This is a genomic window from Shimia sp. (assembly GCF_041624275.1).
In the GTDB taxonomy this organism is placed as follows: Bacteria; Pseudomonadota; Alphaproteobacteria; order Rhodobacterales; family Rhodobacteraceae; genus Shimia.
In genome coordinates, this window is the sequence record NZ_JBFJVE010000069.1 from 1 (window position 1) to 13,531 (window position 13,531).

General features: G+C 63.8%; 15 protein-coding genes. 12 read left to right on the forward strand and 3 right to left on the reverse strand.

The features are described from left to right. The 12 genes from ABZD10_RS07280 to ABZD10_RS07335 all read left to right on the forward strand — a co-directional run. A partial coding sequence (locus tag ABZD10_RS07280) for an endoribonuclease YicC domain-containing protein (RefSeq protein WP_372885476.1) occupies nucleotides 1–333 on the forward strand: 333 nt, incomplete at its 5' end. Nucleotides 334–338: 5 nt separating this feature from the next. Continuing rightward, the gene (gene gmk, locus ABZD10_RS07285) at nucleotides 339–980 is read left to right on the forward strand and encodes a guanylate kinase (protein ID WP_372885477.1); all 642 of its coding nucleotides are present in this window, start codon (nucleotides 339–341) and stop codon (nucleotides 978–980) included. Further along, nucleotides 980–1,510, forward strand: a complete 531-nt coding sequence (locus tag ABZD10_RS07290) for a gamma carbonic anhydrase family protein (RefSeq protein WP_372885478.1) — start codon at nucleotides 980–982, stop codon at nucleotides 1,508–1,510. Before gmk ends, ABZD10_RS07290 begins: the two co-directional genes overlap by 1 nt. A gap of 127 nt (nucleotides 1,511–1,637) precedes the next feature. Continuing rightward, nucleotides 1,638–2,678 (forward strand): sensor histidine kinase, encoded by a 1,041-nt coding sequence (locus ABZD10_RS07295; RefSeq protein ID WP_372885479.1) that lies wholly within the window; start codon nucleotides 1,638–1,640, stop codon nucleotides 2,676–2,678. A 129-nt stretch (nucleotides 2,679–2,807) separates the two neighbouring features. Further along, entirely contained in the window at nucleotides 2,808–3,857 is a 1,050-nt protein-coding gene (locus ABZD10_RS07300; RefSeq protein ID WP_372885480.1) for a PstS family phosphate ABC transporter substrate-binding protein, read from the forward strand. A gap of 76 nt (nucleotides 3,858–3,933) precedes the next feature. Next, nucleotides 3,934–5,394 carry a phosphate ABC transporter permease subunit PstC gene (pstC, locus tag ABZD10_RS07305; RefSeq protein ID WP_372885481.1) on the forward strand — a complete coding sequence of 487 codons (1,461 nt, stop codon included), beginning with the start codon at nucleotides 3,934–3,936 and terminating at the stop codon, nucleotides 5,392–5,394. Further along, complete coding sequence (gene pstA, locus ABZD10_RS07310) at nucleotides 5,391–6,746, forward strand: phosphate ABC transporter permease PstA (RefSeq protein WP_372885482.1); 1,356 nt, start codon at nucleotides 5,391–5,393, stop codon at nucleotides 6,744–6,746. Before pstC ends, pstA begins: the two co-directional genes overlap by 4 nt. A 20-nt stretch (nucleotides 6,747–6,766) precedes the next feature. Next, nucleotides 6,767–7,564: a phosphate ABC transporter ATP-binding protein PstB gene (gene pstB / locus ABZD10_RS07315; protein WP_372885483.1), complete on the forward strand. Its 798-nt coding sequence runs from the start codon at nucleotides 6,767–6,769 to the stop codon at nucleotides 7,562–7,564. A 14-nt stretch (nucleotides 7,565–7,578) separates the two neighbouring features. After that, complete coding sequence (phoU, locus tag ABZD10_RS07320; RefSeq protein ID WP_372885484.1) at nucleotides 7,579–8,295, forward strand: phosphate signaling complex protein PhoU; 717 nt, start codon at nucleotides 7,579–7,581, stop codon at nucleotides 8,293–8,295. Nucleotides 8,296–8,308: 13 nt separating this feature from the next. Beyond that, complete coding sequence (gene phoB / locus ABZD10_RS07325) at nucleotides 8,309–8,998, forward strand: phosphate regulon transcriptional regulator PhoB (RefSeq protein ID WP_372885485.1); 690 nt, start codon at nucleotides 8,309–8,311, stop codon at nucleotides 8,996–8,998. A 419-nt stretch (nucleotides 8,999–9,417) separates the two neighbouring features. Beyond that, the gene (gene aroQ / locus ABZD10_RS07330; RefSeq protein WP_372885486.1) at nucleotides 9,418–9,861 is read left to right on the forward strand and encodes a type II 3-dehydroquinate dehydratase; all 444 of its coding nucleotides are present in this window, start codon (nucleotides 9,418–9,420) and stop codon (nucleotides 9,859–9,861) included. Further along, nucleotides 9,858–10,610, forward strand: a complete 753-nt coding sequence (locus ABZD10_RS07335) for an autoinducer binding domain-containing protein (protein ID WP_372885487.1) — start codon at nucleotides 9,858–9,860, stop codon at nucleotides 10,608–10,610. Before aroQ ends, ABZD10_RS07335 begins: the two co-directional genes overlap by 4 nt. 559 nt (nucleotides 10,611–11,169) lie before the next feature. Here ABZD10_RS07335 and tsf read toward each other — a convergent pair. The 3 genes from tsf to ABZD10_RS07350 all read right to left on the reverse strand — a co-directional run. Beyond that, on the reverse strand, nucleotides 11,170–12,045 hold the full coding sequence (gene tsf, locus ABZD10_RS07340; RefSeq protein ID WP_372885488.1) for a translation elongation factor Ts: 876 nt from the start codon (nucleotides 12,043–12,045) through the stop codon (nucleotides 11,170–11,172). Nucleotides 12,046–12,162: 117 nt separating this feature from the next. Next, on the reverse strand, nucleotides 12,163–12,936 hold the full coding sequence (rpsB, locus tag ABZD10_RS07345; RefSeq protein WP_372885489.1) for a 30S ribosomal protein S2: 774 nt from the start codon (nucleotides 12,934–12,936) through the stop codon (nucleotides 12,163–12,165). 194 nt (nucleotides 12,937–13,130) lie between these two features. Continuing rightward, the coding region (locus ABZD10_RS07350) for a lysophospholipid acyltransferase family protein (RefSeq protein WP_372885490.1) at nucleotides 13,131–13,531 on the reverse strand (401 nt) is incomplete at its 5' end.

Sequence of the window (13,531 nt, forward strand, 5' to 3'; positions counted from 1 at the left end):
ACCGCCGCCGCCCTGCGCGCCAACCTGGCGCGGGTGCTGGACAACACCGAGGGCCCCGACCCGGACCGCGTCGCCCAGGAGCTGGCGATGATCGCCGTCAAGAGCGATGTCACCGAAGAGATCGACCGCCTGCGCGCCCATGTCGGCGCCGCCCGCGACCTTCTGGCGGCGGGCAGCCCCGTGGGCCGCAAGCTGGATTTCCTGATGCAGGAATTCAACCGCGAAGCCAATACCTTGTGCTCCAAAGCTCAATCTGTTGACCTGACCCGGATCGGGCTTGACCTGAAGGCGGTCATCGACCAGATGCGCGAGCAGGTTCAGAATGTGGAGTGAATGACATGAGCGATCGCCGCGGACTTCTTATCATCCTGTCCTCGCCCTCGGGCGCGGGCAAATCGACCCTGGCACAGCGGCTGATGCGCTGGGACCCGGAGCTGCGTTTTTCGGTCTCGGCGACCACCCGCGCCCCGCGCGAGGGCGAGCAGGACGGGCGCGACTATTTTTTCCTCAGCGAAGATGCCTTCCGCAAACAGGTGGCCGACGGCGAGATGCTGGAACATGCGCATGTCTTCGGCAATTTCTATGGCTCGCCCGCCGGGCCGGTGAAACAGACCATCGAGGCCGGGCGCGACGTGCTGTTCGACGTCGACTGGCAGGGCGAGATCCAGATCCGCAACTCCGACCTTGGCAAGCACGCGCTGTCGATCTTCATCCTGCCGCCCTCGATCCGCGAACTGCACCGCCGGCTGGTGGCGCGCGGTCAGGACAGCGCCGAGGTGATCGCCGGCCGGATGAAGAAAAGCTGGGACGAGATCAGCCATTGGGGCGCCTATGATTACGTTCTGGTCAACGATGATCTCGAGGCCACCGAGGCGCGGCTCAAGACCATCATCGCGGCCGAGCGGCTGCGCCGTGAACAGCAGCCGAGGCTGCAATCCCATGTCCATGCGCTTCAGGCCGAATTCGAGGAGATGTCGTGATGCCGATCTATGAACTTGACGGGGTGCGCCCGCAAATCGCCGAAGACAGCTGGGTGGCGCCGGACGCCAACCTGATCGGCAATATCGACCTGCAAGAGGCGGCCTCGGTCTGGTTCGGCTGCACCCTGCGCGGCGACAACGAGCCGATCGTCATCGGCGCGGGCAGCAACGTGCAGGAGAACACGGTGATGCACACCGACCCCGGCTTTCCGCTGACCATCGGCCGCGGCTGCACCATCGGCCACAGGTCAATGCTGCACGGCTGCACCATCGGCGACAACAGTCTGATCGGCATGGGGGCCACGGTTCTGAACGGCGCCCGGATCGGCAAGAATTGCCTGATCGGGGCAGGGGCGCTGATCACCGAGGGCAAGGAGATCCCCGACAATTCGCTGGTCATGGGCGCGCCGGGCAAGGTGGTGCGCCAGCTTGACGACGCCGCGGCAAAGGGGCTGGCGGCAAGCGCCCTGCATTACCAGGCCAACATGCGGCGCTTTCGCAAGGGGCTGAAACCGGTCTCCGAGACATGAGGCAATAAAGCAGGTGCGCCGCCTATACCACTGTTTTAAAGTGATAAACATAATCTTTTAAAGTGGTGCATGAGGGAATTTCCGGCCGCGCGGGCAGGCGCGGGGCCGGATCAGCACAGGGCTGCAGATGACGACACCGACGACAGTACAGCAGGTTCTGAACGCCATTCCGATGCCGGCGGTTTTCGTCAACCGCAACCGGCGCATTGTCGGCGCCAACGGGCGTGCTGCGGCGCTCAACCCCAAGGCCAGCGAAGACCGGCCCTTCGCGCTGATCTTTCGCCAGCCCAACCTGTCGGCGGCGCTTGATGCCTGTCTGAACACCGGCACCGCGCAGACCGGCATCTACGAACACAGCGAAGGCGCCATCGCGGTGCGCTATGACGTCACCTTCACCGGGGTCGAGGGGCTGGGCGAGGACGGCGTGCTGCTGTGTTTCAACGATGTCACCCACCTGCGGCAGGCCGACCGGATGCGGCGCGAGTTCGTCGCCAATGTCAGCCACGAGCTGCGCACGCCGCTGACCGCGATCCTGGGCTATATCGAGACCATCCTCGGGCCGGCCCGCGACGACCGCGCCGCCACGTTCCGCTTTCTTGAAACCATGGCCGACGAGGCGCAGCGGATGAACCGGCTGGTTGCGGACCTGCTGTCGCTGAGCCGGGTCGAGGAGACGGCGCGGATCCGCCCCACCGAGGAAGTCGATATCGTGGCGCTGATCCGCTCGGCCGCGAACAACCTCGAGGCCACGGCGCGCGACACCGGGGGCACGATCCGGCTGGATCTGCCCGAGAGCGCGATCACCCTGCGCGCCGATCCCGACCAGATGCGTCAGGTGCTGTCCAACCTGATCGAGAACGCGTTGAAATACGGCGGCGACGACACCACCGTGACCCTGTCCTGCCGCAGCGAGACGCGCGACCCCGATCTGCGCGGCCCGGCCTGCGTGATCGCGGTTGCCGACAATGGGCCCGGGATCGACCCGATCCACCTGACCCGGCTGACCGAGCGCTTCTATCGCATCGACAGCCACCGCTCGCGCCAGATGGGCGGCACCGGGCTCGGGCTGGCCATCGTCAAGCACATCCTCAATCGCCATCGCGGCCAGCTGCGCATCGACAGCGCACCGGGCAAGGGCAGCCGGTTTTCGGTGATTTTGCCGAAATAAGCGGGAAATCCGTCTTTGGACCCGCTTTGTCATAAAAGCGTTACAGACCTGTCACAAAAGCTTTGGCAGCACACCGTAGGTGCAGCCGCGAAGGCCGTCACGACGACGGTCGCAACTGGAGAGACACCCATGAAGGTCAAATTGACGGCTTCCGCTCTGGCCATTGCCGCCGCAGCCACCACCGCATCGGCCCGCGATCAGGTCCAGATCGCCGGATCGTCCACCGTGCTGCCCTATGCCACCATCGTCGCCGAAGCCTTTGGCGAGAACTTCGACTTCCCGACCCCGGTCGTCGAAGGCGGCGGATCGGGTGCCGGCCGCAAGAAGATGTGCGAAGGGCTTGGCGCGAACACCATCGACATCGCCAATTCCTCGTCGCGCATCAAGCCGTCGGACATCGAGCTCTGCGCCTCGAACGGCGTCAACGAGATCATGGAAGTCCGTTTCGGCTATGACGGCATCGTCTTTGCCTCGGATATCAACGGCCCGGCCTTCGCCTTCACCCCGGCCGACTGGTTCAACGCCCTGGCCCGTCAGGTCGCGGTCGACGGCAAGCTGGTCGACAACAGCAACGGCAAGTGGTCGGACGTCAACGGCGACCTGCCGGCGCAAGAGATCCTGGCCTTCATCCCGGGCACCAAGCACGGCACCCGCGAAGTCTTTGACAAGAAGGTTCTGGAAGCCGGCTGCAAGGCCACCGGCGCCTATGACATCTACCTTGCCGCCGCCGAGGGCGACAGCGACAAGAAAAAGCAGAAAGCCGCCAAGAAGGCCTGCCACGCGCTGCGCACCGATGGTCTGTCGGTCGACATCGACGGCGACTATACCGAGACCCTCGCGCGGCTCGACGCCAACACCCAGGCGATCGGCGTCTTCGGCCTGTCGTTCTATCAGAACAACACCGACAAGCTGATCGTCGCCACCATGGACGGTGTCACCCCCTCGACCGAGACCGTGGCCTCGGGCGAATACCCGGTGTCGCGCCCCTTGTACTTCTACGTCAAGAAGGCGCATCTGGGCGTGATCCCCGGCCTGCAGGAATATATCGACTTCTTCGTCAGCGACGACATGGCCGGCCCGGACGGCCCGCTGGCGGAATACGGTCTGGTTTCGGATCCGGAACTGGCCAAGACCCAGGAAATGGTTGCCAACGGAACCCCGATGGCACCGATGAACTAAGGCAGATCGAACCGCGCATGGCGCCCGTCGGGGCGCCATGCCGTTTCAGGGGTGCGGTCGCCGAACCGGAGGACAAATGAACATCAGCCTCGTCATTCTCGCCGTTGTCGCGATCGCGACAATCGGCTTTTTTCTTGGCCGCTCGCGGGCCCTGGCCGCCGTCGAGGGCGACCGGCGCCGGCTGCATTCGCTGCCGGGCTATTACGGGCAGACCGTGTTCCTGTTCTCGGCGGTGCCGGCGCTGCTGGTCACTCTGGGCTGGCTGCTACTGCAACCGCTTTACGTGGAAAGCCAGATCACCGGCATGATCGGCGCCGCCGACATTGCCGAGGGCAGCTCGCGCAGCCTGGTGATGACCGACGTGCGCCGCATCGCCGAGGGGCTTGAGGTGGCGCTTGCCGAAGGAAGGCTGAGCGAGGCCGAGCTTGCCAGCACCCGCGCCGAAGAGACCGACATCCGCGCCCTTTTGGCCGAGGTCGGGGTCGCTGTGGCCTCGGAGGTCGAACAGGGCGTTCTCGAGGCCGCCAAGCAATACCGCGCCATCACCGGCTGGCTTCAGATCGCGCTGGCGGCGGTGGCGATCCTGCTCAGCCTTGCGGGCTGTGCCCTGGCTCTGTCGCGGATCACCCCCGAGTTCCGCGCCCGCAACGTCTCGGAGCGGGCGATCAAGGCGCTGCTGATCCTGTCGTCGACGGTGGCGATCCTGACCACGGTCGGCATCGTCGCCTCGCTGGTCTTCGAGACGGCGCATTTCTTCCGGCTTTACCCGGCGCGCGACTTCCTGTTCAGCCTGACCTGGAACCCGCAGTTCCAGGGCGGGTCCGACCTTGGCATCCTGCCGCTGCTCTGGGGCACGCTCTACGTGTCGCTGGTGGCGCTGGTCTTCGCGGTGCCGATCGGCCTCTTGGTCGCCATCTACCTGTCGGAATACGCCAGCCGGCGGATGCGGGCCATCGTCAAGCCGGCGGTCGAGATTCTGGCCGGCATTCCGACCATCGTCTACGGCCTTTTCGCCCTGATCACCGTCGGCCCGCTGCTGCGCGACTATTTCGCCGAGCCGATGGGGCTGGGCACCTCGTCCTCGTCGGTGCTGACCGCCGGGCTGGTGATGGGCATCATGCTGATCCCTTTCGTGTCGTCGCTGAGCGATGATGTCATCAACGCCGTGCCGCAGGCGATGCGCGACGGCTCTTACGGGCTCGGCGCGACCCGCTCCGAGACCGTGCGCCAGGTGATCCTGCCGGCGGCGCTGCCGGGCATCGTCGGCGCCATCCTCTTGGCCGCCAGCCGCGCCATCGGCGAGACCATGATCGTGGTCATGGGGGCAGGGGCGGCGGCCAAGCTCAGCCTCAACCCCCTGGAGGCGATGACCACCATCACCGTCAAGATCGTCAGCCAGCTGACCGGCGACACCGAGTTTGCCAGCCCCGAAACGCTGGTCGCCTTCGCGCTTGGCCTGTCGCTTTTCGTGGTCACGCTGGGGCTCAACATTCTGGCGCTTTATATCGTCCGCACATATCGGGAGCAGTACGAATGACCGATGCACCATCGTCCCGGCCGGAACCTGGCGGAAAAACCTTCACGTCGCTTCTCGAGCAGGACGCGCGCACCCGCCGCCGCAATGCCGCCGAGGCGCGGTTCCGCGCCTATGGGCTGGCCGCGATCACCGTCGCCATGCTGGCGCTGGTCGGATTGCTGAGCTCGATCCTCTACAATGGCTCCTCCGCCTTCCGCCAGACCTTCATCACGCTGAACGTCTATCTCGACCCGGCCAAGCTGGACAAGGACGGCAGCGGCGATCTGGACAAGATCGCCAAGGTCACGACCTTTGGCTACGCGCCGCTGATCGCTAAGGCCATCGAAAGCGAATTCGAACGGCCCGGCATCGGTGTCGAGGGGCTGAAGGCCAAGGCGGCCGCCAAGATGATCTCGAAGGAGGGGGCCGCAGAGCTGCGCCGCTTCGTGCTGGCCAACCCGGAGCGGATCGGCGAGACCGTCGCCTTCAGGTTTCTCGCCTCGGGTCGGATCGACGGTTATTACAAGGGCCGTGTCACCATGGAGACGGCGAAAATCGACAAGAACGTCAGCCCCGAACAGCTGCTGCTGGCCGACCAGTTCAAAGAAGCCGGCATTCTTGAAACATCGTTCAACTGGGGGTTTCTGACCCGCGCCGACGCCTCGGAGAACCGCCCCGAGGCGGCCGGGCTCGGGGTCGCGATCCTCGGGTCTTTCTACATGATGATCGTGGTTCTCTGCCTGACCCTGCCGATCGGCGTGGCGGCCTCGATCTATCTTGAAGAATTCGCCCCCAAGAACTGGATCACCGATGTCATCGAGGTCAATATCTCGAACCTCGCGGCGGTGCCCTCGATCGTCTTCGGCATTCTTGGCCTCGCGATCTTCATCAACTTCGCCGGCCTGCCGCAATCGGCGCCGATCGTCGGCGGGCTGGTGCTGACGCTGATGACGCTGCCGACCATCATCATCGCCACCCGTGCCTCGCTGAAGGCGGTGCCGCCGTCGATCCGCGACGCGGCGCTGGGGGTAGGGGCCTCGAAGATGCAGACCGTGTTCCACCACGTGCTGCCGCTGGCCGCGCCGGGCATCCTGACCGGCACCATCATCGGCCTGGCCCAGGCCCTGGGCGAGACCGCGCCGCTGCTGCTGATCGGCATGGTGGCCTTCGTGCGCGAGTTTCCCGCCGCGCCGCCCGAGGGCTTTTTCGACCCTGCCTCGGCGCTGCCGGTGCAGGTCTACAACTGGACCCAGCGCGCCGATCCTGCTTTCGTGGAACGGGCCTCGGGGGCCATCATCGTTCTGCTGGCGTTCCTGTTGTTCATGAACGCCGTCGCCATCATCCTGCGCCGCCGCTTCGAGCGCCGCTGGTAACAGAAAAGAAGGCCATGCATATGTATGACGCAACCCAAGCCGCGCCGCAGGCCGGCCAGAAAGAGACCAAGATCTCCGCCAAGGGGGTGCAGGTCCATTACGGCGACACCCATGCCATCAAGGATGTGGATGTCGAGATCGCCGCCAGGACGGTGACCGCCTTCATCGGCCCCTCGGGCTGTGGCAAGTCGACCTTCCTGCGCTGTCTCAACCGGATGAACGACACCATCGACACCTGTCGCGTCGAGGGCAACATCCTGCTTGACGGCGAGGACATCTACGACAAGCGGGTCGACCCGGTGCAGCTTAGGGCCAAGGTCGGCATGGTGTTCCAAAAGCCGAACCCCTTCCCGAAGTCGATCTATGACAACGTCGCCTATGGCCCGCGCATCCACGGGTTGGCGCGCAACAAGGCCGATCTCGACGAGATCGTCGAGAAGGCGCTGCGCCGGGGCGCCATCTGGGACGAGGTCAAAGACCGGCTGGACGCCCCCGGCACCGGGCTTTCCGGCGGCCAGCAACAGCGCCTGTGCATCGCACGGGCCGTGGCCACCCAGCCCGAGGTGCTGCTGATGGACGAGCCCTGTTCGGCGCTTGACCCGATTGCCACCGCGCAGGTCGAAGAGCTGATCAACGAGCTGCGCGCGCGGTTCTCGGTGGTCATCGTGACCCATTCGATGCAGCAGGCCGCACGGGTCAGCCAGAAAACCGCGTTCTTCCACCTCGGCCATCTCGTGGAATACGACGACACGGCCACCATTTTCACCAACCCCAGTGACGAGCGCACCGAAAGCTACATCACCGGACGTATCGGATAGGACCAGGCGATCCCATGAACGAAAAACACATCCTTTCCGCCTTTGACAGCGACCTGGAACAGGTTCAGACCCATATCATGATGATGGGCGGTCTGGTCGAGGAAGCCATTCTCAGAGCCTCGGAATCGCTTCAGGAACTCGATCAGGAAATGGCCGAGAAGGTGCGCAATGACGACAAGGCGATCGACCTTCTGGAAGAGAAGATCAACGAGGAATGCGCCCTGCTGATCGCGCTGCGCTCGCCGGCGGCGGGCGACCTGCGGATCGCGCTTTCGGTGATGAAGATCGCCGGCAACCTCGAGCGGATCGGCGACTATGCCAAGAACATGGCCAAGCGCACCGCGATCCTGATGGATCTGCCCCAGGTCGAGGGCGCCCGCGGCGCCCTGCGGCGGATGGCGCGCGAGGTGCAGCTGATGCTCAATGACGCGCTCGACGCCTATGTCCAGCGCGACAGCGAGCTGGCCTACAACATCCTGCGGCGCGACCTCGAGATCGACCAGATGTACAATGCGCTGTTCCGCGAATTCCTGACCTTCATGATGGAGGATCCGCGCAACATCACCCCCTGCATGCATCTGCATTTCATCGCCAAGAACACCGAACGCATGGGCGACCATGTCACCGCCATCGCCGAGCAGGTCATCTATGTGGTGGAGGGGCATATGCCCGATGACGAGGCCCGCCCCAAGCGCGACCATTACGACCCTTCGCTGCATCAGCTGAGCTGAGAGGGGCAGAGCGATGAGCCACAGGCAACCCACCGTTCTTGTCGTCGAGGACGAAGCCGCACAACGCGAGGTGCTGCGCTATAATCTCGAGGCCGAGGGGTTCGAGGTGGCAATCGCCACCGATGGCGACGAGGCCCTGCTGATGCTGCCCGAGGTCGAACCCGACGTGGTGGTTCTGGACTGGATGCTGCCCGGCATCTCGGGGATCGAGATCTGCCGGCGGATGAAATCCAACCCCAGAACCCGCGCGATCCCGGTGCTGATGCTCTCGGCGCGCTCGGAAGAGGTCGACCGGGTGCGGGGGCTCGAGACCGGCGCCGACGACTATGTGATCAAACCCTATTCGGTGCTCGAGCTGATGGCCCGTGTGCGCACCCAGTTGCGCCGCGTCCGCCCGGCCGCCACCGGAGAGAAGCTGACCTATCTGGATATCGTGCTGGACAGCGAGACCCACCGCGTCACCCGCGCCGAGCGGCCGCTGAAACTGGGCCCGACCGAGTTCAGGCTGCTGGCGACCTTCATGGAGAAACCGGGCAGGGTGTGGAGCCGCGAACAGCTGCTCGACCGTGTCTGGGGCCGCGACATCTATGTCGACAGCCGCACCGTCGATGTTCATATCGGCCGGCTGCGAAAGGCGCTGCGCCGCGACGGCGGCGAGGATCCGCTGCGCACGGTGCGCGGCGCCGGTTACGCCCTGGGCTGACGCTTCTGCGGCGCCATGGCAGGACCCACCGCCGCGGCGAACGCGTGGAGCCACGCGCCAATTGCGGCGGCCCCGGTCATGCAACGGCTGCATCAGTAATTCCGATAATCATGATTATGTAATTTAATTATGGATCAGCAATGGCACCCCGGTGCCTGAGTTACATTAAATACCACATTCAAAATTCTGAAATCATGAAGGAAAAACCAATGCCTGCTACATCATTTCACGCCCCGATGTGACCTTGCGTCACTTGACCCTGACCATCAAAACCGGATACCCAACGCCGATTGCGGGAATCGGAACCCGACCTCTGTCAGGCTTTTGGCGCCACATCACCGGGGCGTGACCTGCGCAGAATGATGCTGGACAGCCGTCTCGGCCCACATATAGTCGTAATAATGTTTCCGGGGGATGAAATGTCGTCATTGTTGGTGGTCAACGGGCCGAACCTGAACCTTCTTGGACAGAGGCAGCCGCAGGTCTATGGCCGCACCACACTGGCCGAAATCGAGCAGAACTGCATCGCCCACGGCCAGAGACTTGGCTGCGAGGTACAGTGCTTTCAGTCCAACCACGAAGGCGCGCTGATCGATGCGCTGCATGGCGCTAGGGGCGTTCATGACGGGATCGTGCTCAATGCCGGCGCCTATACGCATAGTTCGATCGCGCTGATGGATGCCATCGTATCGGTTGAACTGCCGGTGGTGGAACTGCACCTGTCCAACATCCACGCCCGCGAGTCCTTTCGCCACAAATCCTATATCGCGCCGGTCGCTGTCGGCCAGATCTGCGGGTTCGGCGCCCATGGGTACATTCTGGCACTGGATGCCCTGAAGGCGCATCTGGACGGCGCGAAATGACGGTCGACTATCTCGATGCGCTGACCAAGGCGGGCCAGTTCGAAGAGCTGTGGGACATGCATGTCGACTGGATGGCCGGGTTCGGCTTTGACCGGCTGATCTATGGCTATACCAGCTTCCGCACCGAGGGCTCGCTGGGCGACGCCGAGGATTTCATGATTCTGTCGAACCACGACCGAAGCTATCTTGATCGCTTTCTCGGCGAACAATTGTATTTCCACGGCCCGATGATGCGCTGGACGCTGAATCACAACGGCGCCTGCAGCTGGAGCTGGGCCCGGGAACAGGCGCGTTTGAACCTGCTGACCCCCAAGGAAGCGGAAGTCATGCAGATCAACGACTCGATGGGGGTCAGCGCCGGTTACACGATCAGTTTCCCGACCATCTCGTCGCGCACCAAGGGCGCCATCGCGATGACCGCGCGGCGCGGCCTGACGCAGGAAGAGGTCGACGCGATCTGGGCCGAACACGGGCAGATGATCGAGCTGGCCAACAATGTCGCCCATCTCAAGATCCTGTCCCTGCCCTATGAATACCCGAGCCGCGCCTTGACCCAGAGGCAGCGCGAAGTTCTGGAATGGGTCGGCGACGGCAAGACCATTCAGGACATCGCCGAGCTGATCGGCCGCGCCCCGGCAACGGTCGAGAAACACCTGCGGCTGGCGCGCGAGGCGCTGAACGTCCAGACCACGGCCCAGGCCCTTTTGAAGGCCTCGTTCCTCAAGCAGATTTACAAACCCGAGATCTGAGCACCCGCCTGCGCGATGTGCAGTCGGCAGGAATTCAATAATGCGCGCGCCGGGCTGTTTTTTCCGTTTTCGGCGCGGATGCACATCAGTTTTTCCGGCACCGGGCCGGAATTGACGCAGAAAAGCGTCAAAAGTAGGGATTCCCTGACTTGTCTGGAACCGGGGTAATCTGGCAAAATTTAGTATGTTCCGTGAGTGGTGGCTTTGGCCTTGGGACTATGCAGGCGCGAACTCTGAGATTACAGAGCTCTCGCGTCTGTTCCGGTTTTCCGGAGGTCGGTCCGGTCGTTCTTTTCTGCGGCCGATACCGGCGTTTTCGTGAAGTCTCTCATCCCCATGCATGAGACTTTCGAAAATCGGCGGTGCTGCCCCTGGCGGGTGGCACCGCCAATCTATGTCCTGATTTCCGTGAATCTTCCGGCCCCGGACGGGCTTGGGCCCGCCGCCCCGCGGCCGTCGCGCGCAGGATCGCACCGGGCAAAAAGAAACCGGGCAAAAAGAAACCGCCGACCCGATCGGGCCGGCGGCGTCCTTTTCACAGTCGCGGTGGCGGGCGAAATCAGCCCTTGGCTGCCTTGGCAACCTCGGCCGCGAAATCCTCTTCCTTCTTCTCGATGCCTTCACCCACTTCCATGCGGACATAGGCGACGATCTCGGCGCCGGCTTCCTTGGCCGCCGCTTCGACGGTCAGGTCGGGGTTGATGACGAAGTTCTGGCCCAGCAGGGTGACTTCGCTCATGAATTTCTTCATCCGGCCGACGATCATCTTTTCGATCACCTGCTCGGGCTTGCCCGATTCACGTGCGATTTCGATCTGGACGTTGCGTTCCTTTTCGACCACGGCCGGGTCGAGATCGGCTTCGGACAGCGATTGCGGGTTGGCCGCAGCGATGTGCATGGCAACCTGCTTGCCGAAGGCTTCGTCGCCGCCTTTCATCGCCACCAGAACGCCGATCTTGCCCATGCCGGCAGTCGCGGGGTTGTGCACATAAGAGACCACAACGTCACCTTCGACCGATGCCATGCGGCGCACCGACATGTTTTCGCCGATGGTGGCGACCGCGTCGGTCACGACTTCGGAAACGGTCTTGCCGCCCATGTCCGCGGCCAGCAGGGCCTCGGTGTCGGCAACGGTCACGGCCACATCGGCGATGCCACCAACCATGGCCTGGAAGTCGGCGTTCTTGCCGACGAAATCGGTTTCCGAGTTGACCTCGACCGCGACACCCTTGCCGCCTTCGACCTTGACGGCCACCAGGCCCTCGGCGGCGATACGGCCGGATTTCTTGGCGGCTTTCGCCAGACCCTTGGTGCGCAGCCAGTCGATTGCTGCGTCCTGGTCACCGTCGGTTTCGGTCAGGGCTTTCTTGGCATCCATCATGCCTGCGCCGGTCATCTCGCGCAGTTCTTTGACCATAGCTGCTGTGATCGCCATCGTGGCTCTCCTCATCTGTCTTGCGCGATTTGCCGACCGGAGCAGTGTCCACGGTTGCAAATGGCGCGAATTGTTCGAAAAACGCGGGGGCGGTGTACCCTGCCCCCGCCAAAGGTCTTAGGCGTCGGCCGCGGCTTCTTCGGCGACGGCTTCTTCAACCAGCGCCTCGTCAAGCTCGCCGAGGTCGATGCCGGCCGCACCCATCTGCGCGGTCATGCCGTCCAGAGCGGCGCGGGCCGCCAGGTCGGTGTAAAGGGCGATCGCGCGGGCCGCGTCATCGTTGCCGGGGATGATGTAGTCGACACCATCGGGCGAGCAGTTGGTGTCGACGACGGCGACGACCGGAATGCCCAGCTTGTTGGCTTCGGCGATGGCCAGAGCTTCTTTTTTCACGTCGATGACGAACAGCAGATCGGGCACGCCACCCATTTCACGGATGCCGCCCAGCGAAGCCTGAAGCTTGTCCTGGTCACGTTCCATGCCCAGGCGTTCCTTCTTGGTCAGACCATCTGCGCCGCCGGCCAGTTTCTCGTCGATTTCCTTCAGGCGGTTGATCGACTGCGAGACGGTTTTCCAGTTGGTCAGCGTGCCACCCAGCCAGCGGTGGTTCATGTAGTACTGGGCGCATTTCTCGGCGGCATCGGCGATCGGGGCCGAGGCCTGACGCTTGGTGCCGACGAAGAGCACGCGGCCGCCCTTGGCGACGGTGTCACGGATCGCGTTCAGCGCCGCGTCCAGCATCGGAACGGTCTGGGTCAGGTCCATGATGTGGATGCCGTTGCGCGCGCCGTAGATGAACGGGCTCATGCGGGGGTTCCAGCGCTGAGTCTGGTGACCAAAGTGAACGCCTGCTTCCAGCAGCTGGCGCATGGTGAACTCGGGAAGAGCCATGCTTGTATTTCCTTTTCCGGTTTTCGCCTTGGCGGGGTGAAGTGATCCCCGCATTCTGGGGACAACCGGCGGACCGGCAGGGATGTCTCCCCTGCCCGACCCAAACCCCGCCTGCGGGTTTGAATGCGCGCGCAATACCGGCTCTGGCCCGCAAAGGCAAGGCCGGACAGCGCGATTTCGGCGTTTATTTCACCTCAGTTTGCCTCGAAATGCAAAAGACGGTGCCCGCCGCGCACTTGCGCCTCGCAATGGGCCGCCAGCGCCTTGCGGTCGGCGAAATCGCGCACCGCCACCGGGTCGTGATAGACCAGCTCGATCCGCCCCTGGCGCCCCTGCGACAGGGTCTTCAGCAGATGGGCGGCGAATTCCATGTCGCCCCACCAGCCGTAAAAGCGCGCCTCTTCGCCCTCGGGGGCGTGGTACATCACGGTCACCGGCTGCACATGCAGTTCCTCGCGCAGCTCGGGCGTGAAGAAGGCCGCGAAAAGGGTCGGCTTGAAGGGCAATACGCGCAGGGAGTCGGTGCTGGTGCCCTCGGGGAAGAACAGCAGCTTGTGCCCCGCCAGCAGCCGTTCCTCGAACAGCGCCTTCTGGG

Coding starts and splice junctions, on each gene's coding strand:
- gmk (WP_372885477.1), top strand. CDS start 339: ATGAGCGATCGCCGCGGACTTCTTATCATCCTGTCCTCGCCCTCGGGC.
- ABZD10_RS07290 (WP_372885478.1), top strand. CDS start 980: ATGCCGATCTATGAACTTGACGGGGTGCGCCCGCAAATCGCCGAAGAC.
- ABZD10_RS07295 (WP_372885479.1), top strand. CDS start 1,638: ATGACGACACCGACGACAGTACAGCAGGTTCTGAACGCCATTCCGATG.
- ABZD10_RS07300 (WP_372885480.1), top strand. CDS start 2,808: ATGAAGGTCAAATTGACGGCTTCCGCTCTGGCCATTGCCGCCGCAGCC.
- pstC (WP_372885481.1), top strand. CDS start 3,934: ATGAACATCAGCCTCGTCATTCTCGCCGTTGTCGCGATCGCGACAATC.
- pstA (WP_372885482.1), top strand. CDS start 5,391: ATGACCGATGCACCATCGTCCCGGCCGGAACCTGGCGGAAAAACCTTC.
- pstB (WP_372885483.1), top strand. CDS start 6,767: ATGTATGACGCAACCCAAGCCGCGCCGCAGGCCGGCCAGAAAGAGACC.
- phoU (WP_372885484.1), top strand. CDS start 7,579: ATGAACGAAAAACACATCCTTTCCGCCTTTGACAGCGACCTGGAACAG.
- phoB (WP_372885485.1), top strand. CDS start 8,309: ATGAGCCACAGGCAACCCACCGTTCTTGTCGTCGAGGACGAAGCCGCA.
- aroQ (WP_372885486.1), top strand. CDS start 9,418: ATGTCGTCATTGTTGGTGGTCAACGGGCCGAACCTGAACCTTCTTGGA.
- ABZD10_RS07335 (WP_372885487.1), top strand. CDS start 9,858: ATGACGGTCGACTATCTCGATGCGCTGACCAAGGCGGGCCAGTTCGAA.
- tsf (WP_372885488.1), bottom strand. CDS start 12,045: ATGGCGATCACAGCAGCTATGGTCAAAGAACTGCGCGAGATGACCGGC.
- rpsB (WP_372885489.1), bottom strand. CDS start 12,936: ATGGCTCTTCCCGAGTTCACCATGCGCCAGCTGCTGGAAGCAGGCGTT.